At 36.7% G+C, this 21311-nt stretch carries 17 protein-coding genes and 1 other annotated feature; of the genes, 12 read left to right on the forward strand and 5 right to left on the reverse strand.

What is annotated here, in order from left to right:
• Positions 1-150 precede the first annotated feature (150 nt).
• Positions 151-288 carry a 50S ribosomal protein L34 gene (rpmH, locus tag A4G25_RS07815; RefSeq protein ID WP_000240855.1) on the reverse strand — a complete coding sequence of 46 codons (138 nt, stop codon included), beginning with the start codon at positions 286-288 and terminating at the stop codon, positions 151-153.
• A 641-nt stretch (positions 289-929) separates the two neighbouring features.
• Here rpmH and dnaA point away from each other — a divergent pair.
• The 6 genes from dnaA to gyrA all read left to right on the forward strand — a co-directional run bounded on the left by dnaA (position 930) and on the right by gyrA (position 10054).
• A complete protein-coding gene (gene dnaA / locus A4G25_RS07820) occupies positions 930-2291 on the forward strand; it encodes a chromosomal replication initiator protein DnaA (RefSeq protein ID WP_047131985.1) in 1362 nt (453 codons plus the stop codon).
• Between the two features lie 254 nt (positions 2292-2545).
• Positions 2546-3682 carry a DNA polymerase III subunit beta gene (dnaN, locus tag A4G25_RS07825; RefSeq protein WP_082107857.1) on the forward strand — a complete coding sequence of 379 codons (1137 nt, stop codon included), beginning with the start codon at positions 2546-2548 and terminating at the stop codon, positions 3680-3682.
• A gap of 378 nt (positions 3683-4060) precedes the next feature.
• Positions 4061-4270 carry a S4 domain-containing protein YaaA gene (gene yaaA, locus A4G25_RS07830; protein ID WP_237651542.1) on the forward strand — a complete coding sequence of 70 codons (210 nt, stop codon included), beginning with the start codon at positions 4061-4063 and terminating at the stop codon, positions 4268-4270.
• On the forward strand, positions 4267-5379 hold the full coding sequence (gene recF, locus A4G25_RS07835; protein ID WP_047131987.1) for a DNA replication/repair protein RecF: 1113 nt from the start codon (positions 4267-4269) through the stop codon (positions 5377-5379). The genes yaaA and recF overlap by 4 nt, the downstream gene beginning before the upstream one ends.
• A 12-nt stretch (positions 5380-5391) precedes the next feature.
• On the forward strand, positions 5392-7323 hold the full coding sequence (gene gyrB, locus A4G25_RS07840; RefSeq protein WP_103163110.1) for a DNA topoisomerase (ATP-hydrolyzing) subunit B: 1932 nt from the start codon (positions 5392-5394) through the stop codon (positions 7321-7323).
• Positions 7324-7369: 46 nt separating this feature from the next.
• Positions 7370-10054: a DNA gyrase subunit A gene (gene gyrA / locus A4G25_RS07845; RefSeq protein ID WP_047131989.1), complete on the forward strand. Its 2685-nt coding sequence runs from the start codon at positions 7370-7372 to the stop codon at positions 10052-10054.
• A 63-nt stretch (positions 10055-10117) separates the two neighbouring features.
• On the opposite strand, the gene A4G25_RS07850 is transcribed toward gyrA, so the two are convergent.
• Both A4G25_RS07850 and A4G25_RS07855 read right to left on the reverse strand, forming a co-directional pair.
• Complete coding sequence (locus A4G25_RS07850) at positions 10118-10981, reverse strand: NAD(P)H-hydrate dehydratase (protein ID WP_174531722.1); 864 nt, start codon at positions 10979-10981, stop codon at positions 10118-10120.
• A 334-nt stretch (positions 10982-11315) separates the two neighbouring features.
• Positions 11316-11810, reverse strand: coding sequence for a hypothetical protein (locus A4G25_RS07855; protein WP_126498522.1), 495 nt, complete (start codon positions 11808-11810; stop codon positions 11316-11318).
• Positions 11811-12072: 262 nt separating this feature from the next.
• Here A4G25_RS07855 and hutH point away from each other — a divergent pair, with 262 nt between their 5' ends.
• The gene (gene hutH / locus A4G25_RS07860; protein ID WP_047131992.1) at positions 12073-13587 is read left to right on the forward strand and encodes a histidine ammonia-lyase; all 1515 of its coding nucleotides are present in this window, start codon (positions 12073-12075) and stop codon (positions 13585-13587) included.
• Between the two features lie 83 nt (positions 13588-13670).
• Positions 13671-13877 (forward strand) — a binding site (T-box leader).
• Between the two features lie 90 nt (positions 13878-13967).
• Entirely contained in the window at positions 13968-15254 is a 1287-nt protein-coding gene (serS, locus tag A4G25_RS07865; RefSeq protein ID WP_047131993.1) for a serine--tRNA ligase, read from the forward strand.
• A 276-nt stretch (positions 15255-15530) separates the two neighbouring features.
• Here serS and A4G25_RS07870 read toward each other — a convergent pair whose 3' ends face one another.
• Both A4G25_RS07870 and A4G25_RS07875 read right to left on the reverse strand, forming a co-directional pair.
• A complete protein-coding gene (locus tag A4G25_RS07870; protein ID WP_047131994.1) occupies positions 15531-15752 on the reverse strand; it encodes a hypothetical protein in 222 nt (73 codons plus the stop codon).
• A gap of 130 nt (positions 15753-15882) precedes the next feature.
• Complete coding sequence (locus A4G25_RS07875; RefSeq protein WP_047131995.1) at positions 15883-16077, reverse strand: hypothetical protein; 195 nt, start codon at positions 16075-16077, stop codon at positions 15883-15885.
• A 222-nt stretch (positions 16078-16299) separates the two neighbouring features.
• Here A4G25_RS07875 and A4G25_RS07880 point away from each other — a divergent pair, with 222 nt between their 5' ends.
• Genes A4G25_RS07880 through dnaB form a run of 4 tightly spaced genes read left to right on the forward strand, consistent with a single transcriptional unit; the run spans position 16300 to position 21083 of the window.
• Positions 16300-17226 carry a DUF2232 domain-containing protein gene (locus tag A4G25_RS07880; protein WP_174531732.1) on the forward strand — a complete coding sequence of 309 codons (927 nt, stop codon included), beginning with the start codon at positions 16300-16302 and terminating at the stop codon, positions 17224-17226.
• A 14-nt stretch (positions 17227-17240) separates the two neighbouring features.
• Positions 17241-19208, forward strand: coding sequence for a DHH family phosphoesterase (locus tag A4G25_RS07885; RefSeq protein ID WP_047131997.1), 1968 nt, complete (start codon positions 17241-17243; stop codon positions 19206-19208).
• Positions 19205-19651, forward strand: a complete 447-nt coding sequence (gene rplI, locus A4G25_RS07890) for a 50S ribosomal protein L9 (protein WP_047131998.1) — start codon at positions 19205-19207, stop codon at positions 19649-19651. Before A4G25_RS07885 ends, rplI begins: the two co-directional genes overlap by 4 nt.
• Before the next feature lie 34 nt (positions 19652-19685).
• A complete protein-coding gene (dnaB, locus tag A4G25_RS07895) occupies positions 19686-21083 on the forward strand; it encodes a replicative DNA helicase (RefSeq protein ID WP_047131999.1) in 1398 nt (465 codons plus the stop codon).
• Positions 21084-21311: the final 228 nt, after the last annotated feature.

The raw sequence follows: 21311 nt of genomic DNA on the forward strand, positions 1-21311 counted from the left end.
TCCATCACTCACTTATATGTTCTTTTCGTATTTAACTCCCCTACCCTGCATTTCACCTTTACAGTTTAAGGGTCATATTTAAAATGTTCCAACTCAATCTTCTTTTTTATGATTTAAAGCAAAAAAAAGACCACTGATAGGTCAGTGATCTTATGCTGATAAAACTTTACGGCCTTTACGACGACGACGCGCTAATACTTTACGTCCGTTTTTAGTGCTCATGCGTTTTCTGAAACCATGAACTTTACTGTGTTTACGTTTATTTGGTTGATAAGTACGTTTTACCATGTAAAAACACCTCCATATTGATTCTTCTTTTCATTTATAGTCGCTTTCTCACATTTACATTAATGAGATTTCTTGGAAAAAGATCTGCATCTTCAGCCTATTTATATATAACTGAGATATTACAGACTTTCTGCCAAGCTGCTCCGCATGAATCTACGGTGTCGTTGAGAGGTTGGAACATTTAAAAGTTCTTCCTCGCTTAGTTAAATTAATAAATATCTTAGTCATATTTCAAGCAACTACTAAAATATAACAAATTCAACCTTATAAAGCAAGTACATTTTAAGTGTCATCTCTCAATAAAGTTATCCACTTATACACAATATAAACGTGACATTCTGTGGATAAATATGTTACGATACACAGACTCTTACACATAAAAACAACATATCCACATAGGTTTGACAGGAAAGTTTGTTAATAAGTATAATTATGTGGATAAGTCCTCTAAACTTTGGCAGGACTCAATTTAGTATGGTTATTTATCAACAATTTTCCTGTGTGTAATTAAGATTTAAGCAAAGTTATCCACCGATTGTGATTAACTTGTGGATAATTATTAACATACTGTGTACTTGATTATCCACTGGGTGTGATTTTGTGAATAAGTCTAAAAAATTTTATAGAAAGATGGAGTTTATATGTCTAAAGAAGAAATTTGGGACAAAGTTCTGGAATTAGCAAAGAATGAATTGACCCCTATTAGCTATATCACTTGGTTTGAGCCGCCAAAAACGGAATTAATCGATATCCAAGAAAATACAGCTATTATTTTGGTTGAATCAAATTTTGTTCAAGATTTTTTAAAGAAGCAATATACCGATATCATTGCTGATTTAATTGAAAAAGCAATCGGCACAAAATTGGTGCCTAATTTCGTAATTCAAAAAGATTTGACTGAAGACAAGCAAGTGAAAGATTCTGCAAAAGCAAAATCTGAAGCTAAACCCGATGTTCAAACGCCTCAAAACAGCAGCGAAGATCAATTTAATGTACATAATACATTTGAAACTTTTGTCATCGGCCCGGGCAACCGCTTCCCGCACGCTGCAAGTCTTGCAGTAGCTGAAGCGCCAGCTAAAGCCTACAATCCGCTCTTTATTTATGGAGGCGTAGGTTTAGGAAAAACCCATTTGATGCATGCAATCGGACATTATGTCTTAGAAAATAATCACGATGCAAAAGTGATTTATACATCAAGTGAAAAATTTACAAATGAATTCATTAAATCTATTCGTGACAATGAAACAGAGCAATTCCGTGAAAAATATCGTAATATCGATGTACTCCTAATCGACGATATTCAATTCATCCAAAACAAAGAACAAACACAAGAAGAGTTTTTCCATACTTTCAATGACTTGCATCAAACTGGAAAACAAATCGTCATTTCAAGTGATCGACCACCAAAAGAAATCGCAAAATTAGAAGATCGTCTGCGTTCACGTTTTGAATGGGGACTTATCGTAGACATCACACCACCTGATTATGAAACAAGAATGGCGATTTTACAGAAAAAGTTAGAAGAAGAAGATGTGGATATTCCGCTTGAATCACTCACTTATATTGCGAATCAAATTCAATCCAATATTCGTGAATTAGAAGGCGCACTTACAAGAGTTATCGCCTATTCAAGATTACAAAACGAAGCGATCACAACTGAACTGACTGCTGAAGCATTGAAAGATATTATTCAAACTCCAAAATCCAAAAAAATAACAATTCAAGACATTCAAAAAGTGGTAGGCCAATACTACAATGTGCGTCTTGAAGACTTTGCTGCGAAAAAAAGAACCAAATCAATTGCTTATCCTAGACAGATAGCAATGTATCTTTCTCGAGAACTTACTGATTTTTCACTTCCGAAAATCGGAGAAGAATTCGGAGGCCGTGATCATACAACTGTGATTCATGCACATATGAAAATTCAAACAGATATGTCAGAAGACTCTATTTTTAAACAAGAAGTAGAAAATTTAGAAAAAGAAATTCGAAATCAGTAAACAAATTAAATGTTTTACTAAAAAACGGGGTAAAATTGAGTGGAAATCAGAAACTGTTATATGACAGTCAATAAAAACAGGTTGGGGATAATGTTAAAAAGTTATACACACCATGCACAGTTTATCCACATGTGAATAACTTCGTATTTCAGGGTTTTTTCGAGTTATCCACTAATCCACAGCCCCTACTACTATTACTACGGTTTTAAAACCTATATAATTAATTTATAAACGACTGGAAGGAGTTTAATAAAATGATGGAATTCACGATTCGAAGAGATTATTTCATAAACCAATTAAACGACACATTAAAAGCAATTTCACCAAGAACAACATTACCTATTTTGACAGGTATTAAAATCGACGCTAAAGAAGATGAAGTGATTCTTACAGGATCAGATTCAGAAATCTCAATTGAAATTTCAATACCAAAACAAGTTGATGGCGAAGACATTGTCACTATTTCAGAGACAGGTTCAGTAGTACTTCCTGGTCGTTTCTTTGTTGATATCATTAAAAAATTACCAGGAAAAGATGTTAAACTTTCAACAAATGCACAATTCCAAACTTTAATCACATCAGGTCATTCTGAATTTAACTTAAGCGGCTTAGATCCAGACCAATATCCATTATTGCCGCAGGTTTCACAAGATGATGCTATCCAATTACCGATTAAAGTCTTGAAAAACGTGATTGCACAAACAAACTTCGCTGTGTCCACCTCAGAAACACGGCCAGTTTTAACTGGTGTGAACTGGTTGATTCAAGATAATGAATTAATATGCACTGCTACAGATTCACATCGTTTAGCTGTAAGAAAATTAAAATTAGAAGACGAAGACATTGATAACAAAAATGTCATCATTCCAGGAAAAGCATTAGCTGAGTTAAACAAAATCGTTTCTGACTCTGAAGATGACATCAATATTTTCTTTGCTTCTAACCAAGTGTTATTCAAAGTCGGACACATTAATTTCATTTCACGTTTGCTTGAAGGACATTATCCAGATACATCTCGTTTGTTCCCTGAAAACTATGAAACAAAAATTGAGATGAGCAACAGCGATTTCTATCATGCTATTGATCGTGCATCACTACTTGCACGTGAAGGCGGCAATAACGTTATTAAATTAAGTACTGGTAATGAAGAAGTTGAACTTTCTTCTACTTCACCTGAAATCGGTACGGTAAAAGAAGATGTGAATGCCAATGAAGTTGAAGGCAGCAACTTAAAAATTTCATTCAACTCTAAATACATGATGGATGCATTAAAAGCAATCGACAGCGACGAAGTTGAAGTTGAATTCTTCGGTACGATGAAACCATTTACTTTAAAACCGAAAGATGACGATTCGGTTGTTCAATTAATTCTTCCAATCAGAACATATTAATTTGCCAAAATAAAAGGTGACATCATTTAAAAATAAGCAGAAATCCAACTCGGGTTTCTGCTTATTTTATTTTTTAGGCTGAATCATTTTGAAATTAAAGACAAAAATCAATTTTAAAGTGTCTCAGAGAACGCTGAACGCGTTAAATTTATTTATTGGATAAAAATATCGTCTTTAAATCAAAAATCAATGACACCTTTTAAAATGCAAAATTCTGTTATGGCTTGTGTTAAATCTACATTTTCTGCAAGAAGTTGAAAATTATATGTAAAACTACCTAGAAACTAGGCTCTAATACATGAAATTTATGACAAAAAAAGGTATAATATATTAATGACCTTATAAAGAAATGGAGTGAGTAAATTGGTTGAAAAAATCATGGTTGAAGGTGAAATTACTTTAGGACAATTTTTGAAAACTGAAGGGATAATTGAATCTGGTGGACAAGCAAAATGGTTCTTAAAAGAATTTGATGTTTATTTGAACGGCGAACACGAAACACGTCGCGGCAAAAAACTAGAAGATGGTGATCAAATCGACATTCCTGAAGTTGGTTCATTTGTAATTGCTCAACAAGGTGACCAATGAAACTAACTGCACTCCAGCTTGAAAATTATAGAAATTACGAAGAAGTTGTGTTGGACTGCCATCCTGACGTCAATATTTTGATTGGAGAAAACGCACAAGGCAAAACCAACTTGCTCGAATCAATTTACACACTTGCACTGGCTAAAAGTCATCGTACTTCAAATGACAAAGAGCTCATACGTTTTAACGCTGAGTATGCTAAAATAGAAGGTGAGCTGAGTTATAGACATGGCAAGATGCCGCTGACGATGTTTATAACTAAAAAAGGCAAGAAGGTTAAAGTAAATCACTTAGAACAACATCGTCTGACACAATATGTCGGACACTTGAATGTTGTTCTTTTTGCCCCAGAGGACCTCAATATCGTTAAAGGATCGCCGCAAGTACGCCGAAGATTTATCGATATGGAATTGGGTCAGATTTCAGCAGTGTATTTAAATGACTTGTCTCAATATCAGCGCATTTTGAAACAAAAGAATAATTACTTAAAACAAATGCAAATGAAGCAGAAGACAGATCGCACGATGTTAGAAGTCTTAAATCAGCAATTTGCAGAGTATGCGCTGAAAATTACGTTAAAGCGCGCGCATTTCATCAATGAATTGGAAACACTAGCAAAACCGATTCATTCAAGCATTACTGATGAACGTGAAACTTTGGATCTTGAATACAGACCGAGTTTAAAACTTTCAGAAGAAACGGATGAAGCAAAGCTTTACGAAGAAGTACAAAAGCTTTTACAAGACAATATGGAACGCGAAATAGAACGCGGTGTGGCACTTTATGGTCCTCACCGTGATGATTTGGGTTTTAAGGTTAATGAAATGGATGCGCAAACATACGGATCACAAGGTCAGCAGCGTACGACAGCGTTATCTATCAAGTTGGCTGAAATCGAATTAATCAATATTGAAGTAGGCGAATACCCTATCTTATTACTGGATGATGTATTGAGTGAATTAGATGACTCCCGTCAGACTCACCTGCTTAGTACGATTCAAGATAAGGTGCAGACATTTGTTACAACAACATCTGTTGAAGGTATCGACCACGAAATTATGAAACATGCAAAACTTTACCGAATAAATCAAGGTGAAATTATCAAGTGATAGAAAGTGAAGGTGGAAGCATTGTCAGATGTGAACAACACGGAAAATTATGGTGCTGGACAAATTCAAGTTTTAGAAGGACTTGAAGCGGTTCGTAAGCGACCAGGTATGTATATTGGTTCAACTTCAGAAAGAGGTCTGCACCATTTAGTTTGGGAAATTGTGGACAATAGTATTGACGAAGCATTAGCTGGCTATGCTGATAAAATCGAAGTCATTATCGAAAAAGATAATTGGATTCGAGTAACAGATAACGGACGTGGTATTCCTGTTGATATTCAAGAAAAAATGGGACGTCCTGCAGTCGAAGTTATCTTAACTGTTTTACATGCCGGCGGTAAATTCGGCGGCGGCGGATACAAAGTTTCAGGTGGGTTGCACGGTGTAGGTTCATCGGTTGTAAACGCACTATCAGAAAACTTAGAAGTTTACGTTCACCGTAACAATAAAATTTATAATCAAGCTTATAAACGCGGTATTCCGCAATATGACTTGAAAGTAATCGGCGAAACAGAACATAACGGAACAGAAATCCGTTTTAAAGCCGATCCTGAAATTTTTACAGAAACAACAACTTACCAATATGAAGTATTACAAAAACGTATTAGAGAATTAGCTTTCTTGAATAAAGGTATTCAAATCACTTTACGCGATGAACGTGATGAAGATGATATTCGCGAAGATTCATATCACTATGAAGGCGGTATTAAATCTTACGTAGAATTATTGAATGAAAATAAAGAACCGCTATTTGATGAACCTGTTTATATTCATGACCGTAAAGATGATGTAGAAGTTGAAATCGCAATTCAATACAATAGCGGCTTCACAACAAACTTATTATCTTATGCGAATAATATTCACACTTACGAAGGCGGTACGCATGAAGATGGCTTCAAACGTGCTTTAACACGTGTATTGAACAGCTACGGTACAAAATCAGGTTTAATCAAAGAGGATAAAGAACGTTTGTCTGGTGAAGATACGCGTGAAGGTATGACAGCGATTGTTTCAATCAAACACGAAGATCCTCAATTCGAAGGACAAACAAAAACAAAACTCGGCAACTCTGAAGTACGTCAAATTGTAGACAGACTTTTCGCTGAAGATATGGAACGTTTCTTGTACGAACATCCGCAAGTCGCACGTACCATCATCGAAAAAGGTTTGATGGCTTCTCGTGCACGTATTGCAGCTAAAAAAGCGCGTGAAGTTACGCGTAGAAAATCTGCTTTAGAAGTTTCCAGCTTACCTGGTAAATTAGCAGATTGTTCAAGTAAAAATCCTGATGAAAGTGAAATCTTCTTAGTCGAAGGTGACTCTGCCGGAGGGTCTACAAAACTTGGCCGTGACTCAAGAACACAAGCAATTTTACCGTTGCGCGGTAAGATTTTGAATGTTGAAAAATCACGATTAGACAGAATTTTAAATAATAACGAAATCCGTTCAATGATTACTGCTTTCGGAACAGGAATCGGCGGAGAGTTTGATATTTCTAAAGCACGTTATCATAAAATCGTTATTATGACAGATGCCGATGTTGACGGTGCTCATATTAGAACACTCTTGCTAACATTCTTCTATCGCTTTATGCGTCCGTTGATTGAAGCAGGATATGTTTATATTGCACAACCGCCATTATTTAAATTAACACAAGGCAAACAAAAATATTATGTCTTCAACGAAAGAGAATTGGAAAAATTAAAATCAGAATTGAAACCAACACCAAAATGGTCAATCTCTCGTTATAAAGGTTTAGGAGAAATGGATGCTGACCAATTATGGGAAACAACAATGAACCCTGAACACCGTTCAATGCTTCAAGTTACATTAGAAGACGCGATTGAAGCGGATACGACATTTGAAATGTTGATGGGTGATGTGGTTGAAAACCGTAGACAATTCATCGAAGACAATGCTGTGTACGCAAACTTGGATTTCTAATTTTGAAATACAGCAGCGGAATTAATAACTTAAGGAGGAGTTCTTGATGGCTGAATATCCTGAATCAAGAATAATTGAACGAAACATCAGTAACGAGATGCGTGAATCGTTTTTAGATTATGCGATGAGTGTAATCGTATCTCGTGCTTTGCCAGACGTCAGAGATGGTTTAAAACCAGTACATCGTCGTATTTTGTATGGTTTGAACGAACAAGGAATGACGCCTGATAAACCGTATAAAAAATCTGCACGTATTGTTGGGGATGTAATGGGTAAATATCACCCTCACGGTGACTCTTCTATTTACGAAGCTATGGTACGTATGGCACAGGATTTCAGCTATCGTTACCCTCTTGTTGATGGACAAGGGAACTTCGGTTCAATGGATGGCGATGGTGCAGCCGCAATGCGTTATACAGAAGCACGTATGACAAAACTTGCGACAGAATTACTAAGAGATATCAATAAAGATACAATTGACTTTATTGATAACTATGATGGTACAGAAAGAGAGCCGGCAGTCTTACCTGCTCGTTTCCCTAACCTGCTTGTTAACGGTGCTTCAGGTATCGCAGTAGGTATGGCTACTAACATTCCACCTCACAACATGACAGAAGTGATTAACGGTGTATTAAGTTTAAGCCATAATCCAGATATTACAATCAGTGAATTGATGGAAGATATACAAGGTCCTGACTTCCCTACAGCAGGATTGATTTTAGGAAAAAGCGGTATTCGCCGTGCTTATGAAACAGGACGCGGTTCTATTCAAATGCGTGCCCGTGCTGAAATCGAAGAACGCGGCGGGGGACGTCAACGTATCGTAGTTTCTGAAATCCCGTTCCAAGTCAATAAAGCACGTATGATTGAAAAAATTGCAGAATTAGCGCGTGATAAAAAAGTTGATGGCATTACTGATTTACGTGATGAAACAAGTTTACGTACAGGCGTGCGTGTTGTGATTGATATTCGTAAAGATGCAAATGCGAGCGTTATTCTTAATAATTTATACAAATTAACACCACTTCAAACATCATTTGGTGTGAATATGATTGCTTTAATCAATGGCAGACCTAAGTTAATCAATTTAAAAGAAGCTTTAGTTGAGTACTTAGAACATCAAAAAGTAGTAGTTCGCAGACGTACTGAATACAACTTGAAAAAAGCTGAAGATCGTGCGCACATCTTAGAAGGTTTAAGAATTGCGTTAGATCATATCGATGAGATTATTTCAACAATCCGTGAGTCTGAAACAGATAAAGAAGCAATGGAACGTTTGCAAGGTCGTTTCAAATTATCTGAACGTCAAGCACAAGCGATTTTAGATATGCGTTTAAGACGTTTAACAGGTTTAGAGCGCGATAAAATAGAATCAGAATATAATGAGTTAGTTGCTTACATTGAAGAATTGAGAGCTATTTTGGCGGATGAAGAAAAATTACTAGAACTTGTTCGAGAAGAATTAACAGAAGTGAGAGAACGCTTCGGTGATGAACGTCGTTCTGAAATTCAACTTGGCGGTTTAGACCAAATTGAAGATGAAGACTTAATTCCAGAAGAACAAATCGTAATTACTTTAAGTCATAACAATTATATTAAACGTCTTCCAGTTTCAACTTATCGTGCACAAAATCGAGGCGGCCGCGGTGTTCAAGGTATGAATACTTTAGAAGAAGACTTCGTGAGCCAAATCGTTACAATGAGTACTCACGATAATGTCTTATTCTTTACGAATAAAGGCCGTGTATATAAATTGAAAGGTTATGAAGTGCCGGAACTCTCACGTCAGTCTAAAGGTATTCCGGTTATTAACGCAATCGAATTGGAAAATGATGAATCAATCAGTACAATGATTGCAGTAAATGACCTTGAAAAAGAAGATGCTTACTTAGTATTTGCGACTAAGAAAGGTATTGTGAAACGCTCATCACTCAGCAACTTCTCACACATTAACCGTAATGGTAAAATTGCGATTAACTTCAGAGAGGACGATGAGTTAGTAGCTGTCCGTCTTACAGATGGTACTAAAGACGTCTTACTTGGAACATCACACGCTTCATTGATTCGTTTTAAAGAATCTAAGTTACGTCCATTAGGCCGTACAGCAGCAGGTGTGAAAGGTATTACCTTACGTGAAGGTGATGAACTTGTCGGCTTAGCGGTAGCAACTGAAGATAGTGAAGATGAAGTTTTAGTTGTAACGGAAAATGGTTACGGAAAACGTACACCGCTTAATGAATACCGTATTTCAAACCGAGGCGGTAAAGGTATTAAAACTGCGACAATCACTGAGAAAAATGGTGATATCGTCTGCATCACAACTGTGACAGGCGAAGAAGATATTATGATTGTAACGAACCAAGGTGTTATCATCCGAATTGATGTAGATGATATTTCTCAAAATGGACGTGCTGCACAAGGTGTACGCCTTATCCGTTTAGGTGAAGAACAATTTGTATCTACTGTTGCAAAAGTACAAGAAGACCCTGAAGATGAATTAGAAGGAACATCAGACAGCGAAACTGTTCCTGGTGAAGACGAAGCAACAGTTTCAGTTGAAGAGCATGTTGTTGAAACTGACGATGAAGGGCAAACTATCCATACTGAAGTCGATGAAACAGTTGATGAAGATGGAGAAAAAGAAGAATTAAGACAAGACTTTATGGATCGCGTAAATGAAGATATCGAAAGCGCGGATCATGAAGATGATGAAGAAAACGATGAAGAATAATAGATAAACAAAAAGAAGCTTTCTGCAGTGCTGGTTATCATCAGCAAGCAGAAAGCTTCTTTTTTATGCGTCTTCGCCGTCTTTCTCTTCTAAACGTTTCATCGCATAAGGAATTTCAGTAATTAAATTGGATGGTGGTACGACATACATATCTTTAGATAAGCATTGACCAATGTAACTGTGTACATAAGTACCTGTTGTAACAGCATAATCAAAATCATCAAATTGGCCGACAAAACTTGTGATGATACCAGCAAGTGTATCACCCATACCGCCAGTAGCCATTGCAGGTGTACCGATATCTAATTTGTAAGTTTTATCTTTTAAATAGATTTCAGTGCCATGTTTTTTCAAAACAACAACACCACCCATTTCATCAACCGCTTCACGGTTACGTTCTTCTGTTTGTTCATCAATAGGAATACCGCTCAAGCGTTCCCATTCCATTTGATGCGGTGTGTAAACGATACGGTGACATTTCGGAATATCTAATTTCAATTTACTGATGATTGAAATCGCATCTCCATCAATAATCAAGTTTTGGTGCGGTTGAATATTTTGAAGTAAAATTGTCATCGCGTTATTACCTTTGAAATCTTTACCTAAACCAGGACCAATTAAGATACTGTCCGTCATTTCAACCATTTTTGTTAATTGTTTCGTATCGTTAATGTCTATCACCATTGCCTCAGGGCAACGTGAATGGATAGCAGCATGGTTAGTTGGATGTGTCGCAACAGTAATTAAGCCGCTTCCGCTATAAACACAAGCACGTGCAGCCATAATAATAGCGCCACCCAAATTCGCGTTTCCTCCAATTAAAAGAATCTTACCATAATCACCTTTATGCGTATCATCTTTTCTTTTTGGAATAGATACGTTATTTAGTATTTCCACTACAATCCCTCCATCTTTCTTAAAAATCATTAAATAAGCAATAGACACCTTGTTATTGTTCTCGTTGACTCAATTGTCTGTATTCTGCTTTGATTGATAACCCTAAAATTTAAGCACATCTGCGAATGACAGATGAGCTTTTTAAATCGTCGTTAATCTACTTTTTCTTAATGCAATAACTCATATTATACCTGTCCTTTGAGTAAGTCAACACTAAAACTTAAAGTAAATATTAATACTTTATTAACGATGTCAGAATGTGTGAAATACCTGATAATAAGTAGTGTGAAATACGTTATAGATACCACAAAATATAAAAGAGCCAAAGCCTAGAAAAGACTTTGGCTCAATAAAGCAAATCGAATTATTTAAAATGCTTTCTAAATGTGATGATGGTACCAAATGCAATGAATAAACCTGCTACGATTGTCATAACAGTTGTATCTGCACTATCTTTTCCTGTATCAGGAAGCGGTTCGATATTTTGTCTCGGTTGTTGCTTAGATTCTACAGGTGTGCCATGTGTATTCAAATAGTCTTGTCCCTCTCTTGGAATAATAACTTCGCCATAAGCAGATTGGTCTTCAGCTGCTTCAATTGTACTTTCAACATAGTCGCGATATGAATTTTGATAGCTGTTGATAGAACCGATGTCGCCGCCTTCTCCTAAATTAGAACCGCTTAATCTGGCTTGCAGCAAATTATCGTGCTGTTTTTGCCATTCTGAAGGTGTAACAAGTTGGATGTCTGTTTTCTCGTTATCTTCTGCCGCTTCTGCTTGGTTGAATAATGAAGTCGAACTGCCCATGAACAATGAGGTTGCAATGATAGATGAAACAATCAATTTAGAATTCCTCACTGGATGACACTCCTCTACTTTTTTTGTCACTTGGAGTGTATCATCAAAAGCCATATTATTTTCATCATTTACAGAATCCATACCATATCATGAAGGAGGATTCATAAACTTAAATACTACTTAAGGTAGAAAAGATTTTAACTTGTTAAATTAGTGACGTATTACCATGCTACGGCTTTGTTGAAATCTATTGTCGCTCTCTGAATGTAAGCGTATACTTGTGATAATTGTAAGTATTTATATTACTAAGGGGGTAATTCAATTGACATTAGAATTAAACGGAGCGTCGCTCTCAATTGAAGACATAAAAAATTTTTTACATCAGCAAGATCAAGTTGCAATCTCATCTGATGCACTAGAGCGTGTTAAGAAGAGTCGTGCGATTGTAGAAGATATTATTAAAAATAAAGAAACAATCTATGGTATTACTACAGGATTTGGTTTATTCAGTGATGTCTTGATTGATCCAGACCAATATAATCAGCTGCAAGTGAATTTGATTCGTTCTCATGCTTGCGGGACAGGTGACCCATTCTCGCATGACGTTGCACTTGTGATGATGATATTACGTTTAAATACAATGTTAAAAGGCCATTCAGGTGTGACTACTGAATTGGTAGATCAATTGATTTATTTCATCAATCATCGTATTATCCCAATTATTCCGCAGCAAGGTTCATTAGGAGCATCAGGAGATTTAGCACCGCTTTCTCATCTTGCTTTAGCATTAATTGGTGAAGGTAAAGTATATTACCAACAAGAAGAACGTGAAAGCAGCGAAGTACTTGAAGAATTAGGACGTAAGCCGCTGCAATTATCTGCTAAAGAAGGATTAGCGTTAATCAACGGTACACAAGCCATGACAGCACAAGGTGTCATTAATTGGATTGAAGCGGAATCATTAGCTTATCAATCTGAATGGATTGCTTCATTGACACACCAAGCATTAAACGGTATTACAGATGCCTATCGTCCTGAAGTGCATGATGTACGCAACTTCCCAGAACAAAGCGCAGTAGCTGACCGTATGTTGTATTGGTTGGAAGATTCTAATTTAACGACACATCAAGGAGAAATCCGTGTTCAAGACGCTTATACATTACGTTGTATTCCACAAGTGCATGGTGCAAGCTTTGAAACTTTAAACTTTGTGAAAAAACAATTAGAACGTGAAATGAATGCAGCAAATGATAATCCGCTTATTTTCCATGAAGACGATGAAACACTTGTCATTTCAGGTGGAAACTTCCATGGACAACCTGTAGCTTATGCCTTAGATTTCTTAAAAGTAGCAGTCAGTGAATTAGGCAATATTGCAGAACGCCGTCTTGAACGTTTAGTCAATCCGCAGCTTAACGGAGACTTACCTGCATTCTTAAGTCCAGAACCTGGTCTGCAAAGTGGGGCGATGATTATGCAATATGCAGCAGCAAGTCTTGTGTCTGAGAATAAGACATTAGCTCATCCGGCAAGTGTAGATTCTATCCCATCTTCTGCAAATCAAGAAGATCATGTGTCTATGGGAACAATTGCTTCACGTCACGGTTATCAAATTGTGGATAACACAAGACGTGTATTAGCGATTGAATTAATCATTGCGTTGCAAGCCGTAGAGTTGAAAGGGATTGATAAATTATCGCCGCGTTCTCGTGAAAAATATGAGACATTACGCAATATCACGCCTTCTATTACAGAAGATCGTCAGTTCCATAAAGACATTACAAAAGTGGCTCGATACTTACAGCAAACGGCTTATACAAAGATTGAATGTAAATAACATGAATTTTTATTGAATTCTGAAAAAGTTGAAAATACGTATTGCAAATTATAAAAACCTTTGCTATAGTGAACTTAAGTTAATAAGACATTGTTCGCAGGACAAGTAATCCTGATAATTGATTTCAGAGAGCTTATGGTGAGTGTGAATAAGCAATCAATATCTGTGACGAATCTACCTGCTTATTGAAGGAACAACCGGTAATAACCGTTATTTTAGCGAGAGTGCAGTGCTTATTTTATATTTGTACTGTTAAATAGGGTGGCAACACGTAGTACCACGTCCCTTGTAGGGGCGTGGTATTTTTTTATGTTTTTTGCCTCCTTATAGATTCAAATTAATTCACTTATTAGGTATATATTGGAAAGGATGACCGTATTATGTTAGATATCAAATTATTCAGAAACGAACCGGACTACTTAAAAGGAAAAGTTAAATTACGTGGTATGGATCCAAAAGTAGTAGACGAAGTTTTAGAACTAGACGGCAAACGCCGTGAGTTAATCGGTAAAGCAGAAGAAATGAAAGCTGAAAGAAACAGAGTCAGCAATGAAATTGCTGAGAAAAAACGCAACAAAGAAAATGCAGATGATGTAATCGTTGAAATGAGAAAATTAGGCGATGACATTAAAGAAGTAGACACTGAATTAAATGAAGTAGATGAAAAATTAAATTATAGATTATCTACAATTCCTAACGTTATGCATGATGATGTGCCTGAAGGTGACTCTGATGAAGAAAACATCGAAGTTAAAAAATGGGGTACACCTCGCAAATTCGATTTCGAAGCTAAAGCACATTGGGATTTAGTTGAAGAATTAGGAATGGCAAACTTTGACCGTGCTGCACGTGTTTCAGGTGCACGTTTCGTATTCTTAACTAATGAAGGTGCACAATTAGAACGTGCATTAATGAACTACATGCTGACTAAACATACAACACAACATGGCTACACTGAAATGATGGTACCGCAATTAGTGAATGCTAATTCTATGTATGGTACAGGTCAATTACCTAAGTTTGAAGAAGACTTGTTCAAAGTGGAAAAAGAAGGATTGTACATGATTCCTACAGCAGAAGTTCCACTTACTAACTACTACCGCGAAGAAGTCTTGTCTGCAGATCAATTGCCAGGCAAGTTCACTGCACAGTCAGCTTGCTTCAGAAGTGAAGCGGGTTCTGCCGGACGTGATACACGTGGTTTAATCCGTTTACACCAATTCGATAAAGTTGAGTTGGTACGTTTTGAAAAACCTGAAGATTCTTGGGATGCATTAGAACAATTAACAAGCAACGCAGAAGCAATTCTTGAAGAACTTGAATTACCATATCGCCGCGTTATTCTTTGTACTGGCGACCTTGGGTTCAGTTCAAGTAAAACTTATGACTTAGAAGTTTGGCTTCCAAGTTATGATGAATACAAAGAAATCAGCTCATGTTCTAACATGACAGATTTCCAAGCACGCCGTGCAAATATCCGATTCAAACGTGATAAAGATGCTAAACCAGAATTAGTTCATACTTTGAACGGAAGCGGTTTGGCAGTCGGACGTACATTCGCGGCGATTGTTGAGAACTACCAAAATGCTGATGGTTCAATTACAATTCCTGAAGCATTAGTTCCGTTCATGGGCGGAAAAACTAAAATCGGCCCAGCAACAAAATAAATAGGATCATCGAGTAGTTGGAAAACGAATTAAGATGATCCAACCTCGTTCCAATATATATTTACCTACCACTTTGAGTGCTGTACTTACCAATACAGCACTCATCTTTTTTATTTCCCGATAATTTATTTCCCTGAAAGCAAACAAAAAACCGATTACCTTCTTCAGATAATCGGTATATCAGCATATACTAAAAATAGCATAGAATCAACGTTTTTAAGTGTTCTGGAAGTCTAAGCTCAGACAAACGGTAGTCTGACCCCCTGTTATGTATGTTCAACGTAATGTTGTTGAATCGTAGGCATTCGAGAATAGGAATGCAACAAAACTAATCACGCTTAATGTGAATAAACCATAACCTAAAGGGATAAGGAAATTTCCAGCATTAAAGAAAATGAGTCCTGTTATTGTCATTCTAATTAATGCATGTAAAACAAAACATAAAACGCTGGCAAAAAATAGTGCTAAACTACTTCCGCCAAAAAGGACTTTCTGCATTTCGACTGGTACTCCTTTTTAAATTTAAAACTTTATTTTTTTCTCATTTTTTATGTTTCAATTATAACGCGGTTTATAACAGATTACGATAGATGTTTTAGGATTTTAACAAATAATTAATAAAACGTAATTATTTAATAAAGTGTTGTATTAAGCTGCCGATTAATAAAATAATCATAGCGACAAGCACCATAATATTAGCAACAAGCGTCTGATATTGATTACGTAAATGTTTAGGTTTAGTAAGTTCTTTTAACAATATAGCACCTGCGATGAATAACAATAAAAATACAATCACGTAAACAATAATAGATCCGATTGACATATGAAATACCCCCTTATCTTTACATATTTCGAATGCTTTCTTTAATAAAATTGTACCTCAATTATTCTTCTGAAAACATGGGTAGAAGAAATATGCTTGATGATGTAAGTTGTGGGGTAGCAATAGGTTAATCAACACTTGCAGCTACTTGTTTCTCTTAAGGTAAATCAAGTAGGTGATTCTTGCCAACTATGTTAAAATAATTCTTATAGTTACTAAAGTATAGGAGTGGCGAATTTGTTTGCAAAAATAGACTTTAAGGCGACGTTTCTAGCAACATTAGCACTCATTGTTGTTGCTGCAGTCACCTATTTCCTGCCGTTTGCTGGACTGTTACTGTTCTTTGTTGCGACAGTACCTGGGATTGTTCTTTGGCATAAGTCCCGCATGTCATTCGGCATAAGCGCACTCATTACAGTTGTTTTAGTAGTATTTTTTGGAAGTGAAGGGCTTCTGAGCTACATTATTTTTGTCTTATTATTAAGTTTAATTGTAGGTCAGTTATTAAAAGAACGTACTTCTAAAGAACGCATACTTTATATCGCAACTACATATATGAGTATTTTAACGTTAGGCGCGTTTATGATGCTGCAAGTATTCAAGCGTATTCCGAATACACAAGTACTCGTTAAACCGTCTAAAGATCAATTGTACGATATGATGGCTATGAGTGGTTTAGACTCAGCTTCACGCGGTGTTTTAGAAGAGGGTTTCCGTCAAATGGCTGTCCAATTACCAAGTTACATCATTATCGTAATTTTCTTCTTGATTTTGATTAATTTGATTGTAACATTTCCGATTTTACGTAAATTCAAGATTGCAACACCTGTATTCAGACCGTTATTCGCTTGGCAATTTAATCGTGTTTTAGCATATATTTACTTTATCGTTCTATTGTGTGTGATGTTTGCAACACAACCTGGAACTTTCCAAAGTATTGTGTTGAATATGCAAGTGATTCTTTCATTCGTAATGTTTATTCAAGGTTTAAGCGTGATTGCGTTCTTTGCGAAAGTTAAACGTCTGCCTCCAGGTGTAGGTATTCTATTAATGGTATTAGGATTTTTATTGACACCTGTTTTACCTGTCATAGGACTATTAGGTGTCGTTGATTTATGTTTCAACTTAAAACGATTTATCAAAAAATGATTTGAGGTGACAGAATGAATCGTCAATCCACTAAGAAAGCACTGATGATTCCCTTTTTATTAATGGTGTTAACTGCGATTGCAATTGTTGTAGTCTGGTTTGTCTTTAATCAGCTTATTGCAGGTATCGCATCAGCAGTTTTACTCGTAATGATTTTTATCAGTGCATTTGCACTGCGCAATGCATTCTTACGTTTGGATAATTATGTAGATGATTTAAGCGGACAGATATCATCAGGCAACAGTATCGCAATTAAAAGCTTGCCTATTGGTGTAATTGTCCTAGATGAAAACGAGGATGTAGAATGGATGAACCATTTCATGTCTGATCGATTAGATCGCAATGTTATCTCAGATCCGATAAATGAAGTGTATCCCAACATTCTGAAACAATTAGAGAAAACACAAGAAATTGAAATTACAGATGGCAGTTACCATTATCGTGTCCGTTATTCAGAAGAAGAACATGTACTTTATTTCTTCGACATTACTGAAGAAGTGCATACGACTGAATTATATGAAGACTCTAAACCGATAATTGCGACACTGTTCTTAGATAACTACGATGAAATTACACAAAACATGAATGATACACAACGTTCTGAAATCAACTCTATGGTAACGCGTGTGATTAGCCGTTGGGCCTCTGAGTATGATATCTTCTTTAAACGTTATAGTTCAGATCAATTCGTAGCTTACTTGAATCAACGTATTTTGTCTCAACTAGAAGATTCTAATTTTGATATCTTAAAACATCTGCGTGAAAAAAGTGTTGGGTATCGTGCCCAGTTAACACTGAGTATCGGTGTAGGTGAAGGGTCAGAGAACTTGATTGATTTAGGTGAGTTATCTCAATCTGGTCTTGATCTTGCATTAGGACGCGGCGGTGACCAAGTTGCAATTAAACATATTAATGGTAACGTTCGCTTCTATGGTGGTAAGACTGACCCGATGGAAAAAAGAACGCGTGTACGTGCTCGTGTTATCTCTCACGCTTTAAAAGATATCTTAATGGAAGGCGACAAAGTAATCATCATGGGTCATAAACGTCCTGACTTGGATGCAATTGGTGCAGCCATCGGGGTTTCACGTTTTGCGATGATGAATAATTTAGATGCTTATATCGTCTTGAATGATGAAGATATCGATCCGACATTACGTCGCGTGATGGATGAAATCGATAAGAAACCAGAATTGAAAGATCGATTCTTAACATCGGATGAAGCATGGGATATGATGACATCCAAAACAACATTAGTTATTGTAGATACACATAAACCAGAGATGGTGTTAGATGAAAATATTTTAAATAAAGCAAACCGCAAAGTGGTAATTGATCACCATCGTCGTGGTGAAAGCTTTATCTCCCATCCGCTCTTGGTATACATGGAACCTTATGCCAGCTCTACAGCAGAATTGGTAACAGAGTTGCTTGAATATCAACCGACAGAGCAACGTTTAACAAGACTTGAATCAACGATTATGTATGCGGGTATTATTGTAGATACAAGGAACTTTACATTACGTACAGGTTCAAGAACATTTGATGCGGCAAGTTACTTGCGTGCACACGGTGCAGATACAATTCTGACACAACACTTCTTGAAAGATGATATTGATACGTATATCAACCGTTCAGAATTAATCCGCACAGTGAAATTACAAGATCACGGTATTGCCATTGCACATGGTTCAAATGATAAAATCTACCATCCTGTAACAGTTGCACAAGCAGCAGATGAATTGTTAAGTTTAGATGGTGTGGAAGCTTCTTACGTTGTAGCACGAAGAGAAGATGACTTAGTTGGTATTTCTGCTCGTTCGCTTGGTTCTGTTAACGTTCAGTTAACAATGGAAGCATTAGGCGGCGGCGGTCATTTAACTAATGCTGCAACTCAAATTAAAGGTGTATCAGTAGAAGAAGCAGTTAAACAATTACAACAAGCGATAGATGAACAAATGAGTAGGAGTGAAGAAGCATGAAAGTAATTTTTACACAAGATGTTAAAGGTAAAGGCAAAAAAGGCGAAGTTAAAGACGTACCAGTAGGTTATGCAAATAACTTCTTATTCAAGAAAAATGTTGCAGTTGAAGCAACTCCAGGTAATTTAAAACAATTACAACAACAAAACAGACGCGCTGAACAAGAAAGAGAACAAGAAATCGAAGATGCAAAAGCATTGAAGAAAAAATTAGAAGATATCGAAGTTGAAGTAACAGCTAAATCAGGCGAAGGCGGCAAACTTTTCGGTTCTGTCAGCACTAAACAAATCGCACAAGCATTACAAAAACAACACGATATCAAAATTGATAAACGTAAAATGGACTTGCCGAACGGTATTCATGCGTTAGGTTATACAAATGTACCCGTTAAATTAGATAAAGAAGTCGATGGTACAATTCGCGTCCATACTGTAGAACAATAAGTTTGAAATGGAATAAATCAGAGGTGTAATCATAATGGATGGAATGTACGAACAAAACCAAATGCCGCATAACAATGAGGCTGAACAATCTGTCTTAGGTGCCATTATTATTGATCCGCAGCTCATCGGGGAAACTCAGGGAGTCTTACTTCCTGAGTCCTTTTATAGAGGCGCTCACCAACACATTTTCCGTGCGATGATGCACCTCTCTGAGGAAAATAGTGATATTGATGTCGTTACCTTGATGGATCAGCTGACATCAGAAGGAACATTAAGTGAAGCGGGCGGACCGCAGTACTTGGCGGAGCTAGCCAATAAAGTACCGACGACCCGCAATATTGAATATTATCGAGAAATCGTCTATAAGCTTGCGGCAAAACGTAACTTGATTCGTGTTGCCGATCAAATCGCAAAAGATGGTTATGATACAGAGCTTGAATTAGATGATATTTTAAGTGATGCAGAGAGAAAAATTTTAGAACTGTCTGCTACAAGAGAATCTGAAGGATTCAAAGATATCAGAGATGTCTTAGGACAGGTTTATGAGAATGCCGAAGAACTCGACCAAAATAGCGGTCAGACACCAGGTATTCCAACTGGATATCGAGATTTAGACCAAATGACAGCGGGCTTTAACCGAAATGATTTAATCATTTTAGCAGCCCGTCCGTCAGTAGGTAAGACTGCCTTCGCATTAAATATCGCGCAAAAAGTTGCGACGAACGAAGGAAATTATACGGTAGGCATCTTCTCTTTAGAGATGGGTGCTGACCAACTCGCAACACGTATGATTTGTAGTTCAGGCAATGTTGATTCTAACCGATTACGTACAGGTACAATGACTGAAGAAGACTGGAATCGTTTTACAGTTGCGGTCGGTAAGTTATCAAGAACGAAAATCTTTATTGATGATACACCAGGTATCCGTATTACAGATTTACGTTCAAAATGCCGTCGTTTAAAACAAGAACACGGTTTAGATATGATCGTTATCGACTATTTGCAATTGATTATGGGAAGCGGTTCTCGTATGTCAGACAACCGTCAACAAGAAGTATCTGAGATTTCCAGAACACTTAAAGCCATCGCACGTGAACTGGAATGTCCAGTTATCGCATTGAGTCAGTTATCTCGTGGTGTTGAACAACGACAAGATAAACGTCCGATGATGAGTGATATTCGTGAATCCGGGTCAATTGAACAAGATGCTGATATTGTCGCTTTCTTATATCGTGATGATTATTATAATCGTGAAGGTGATGAAGAAGATGATGACGGCGGTATGGAACCTGTCACAAATGATGATAACGGTGAAATCGAAGTCATTATTGCTAAGCAGCGTAACGGCCCGACAGGAACTGTGAAACTGCACTTCATGAAACAATATAATAAATTTACAGATATCGATTATGCACATGCAGATATGATGTAGAGATGAATACACAGACTCGAAGTGCCAATAATTTATTGAGGTTGAAATTAAAGTTTCAGCCTCTTTTTTTATACTTAAAGAAATATTTTTGAGGCAATAAAAAAATATTTTTACGTACAATTATAGAAGTTATGTATTTATTGTACGGTTTTTGGTCGATTTATAAGATAGGAATTGTCAATAAGTATGTGTGGTGTTTTTGTGGAGGATTGCGTTGAAACACCATTG

Source organism: Staphylococcus condimenti (assembly GCF_001618885.1).
Taxonomy (GTDB): Bacteria; Bacillota; Bacilli; order Staphylococcales; family Staphylococcaceae; genus Staphylococcus; species Staphylococcus condimenti.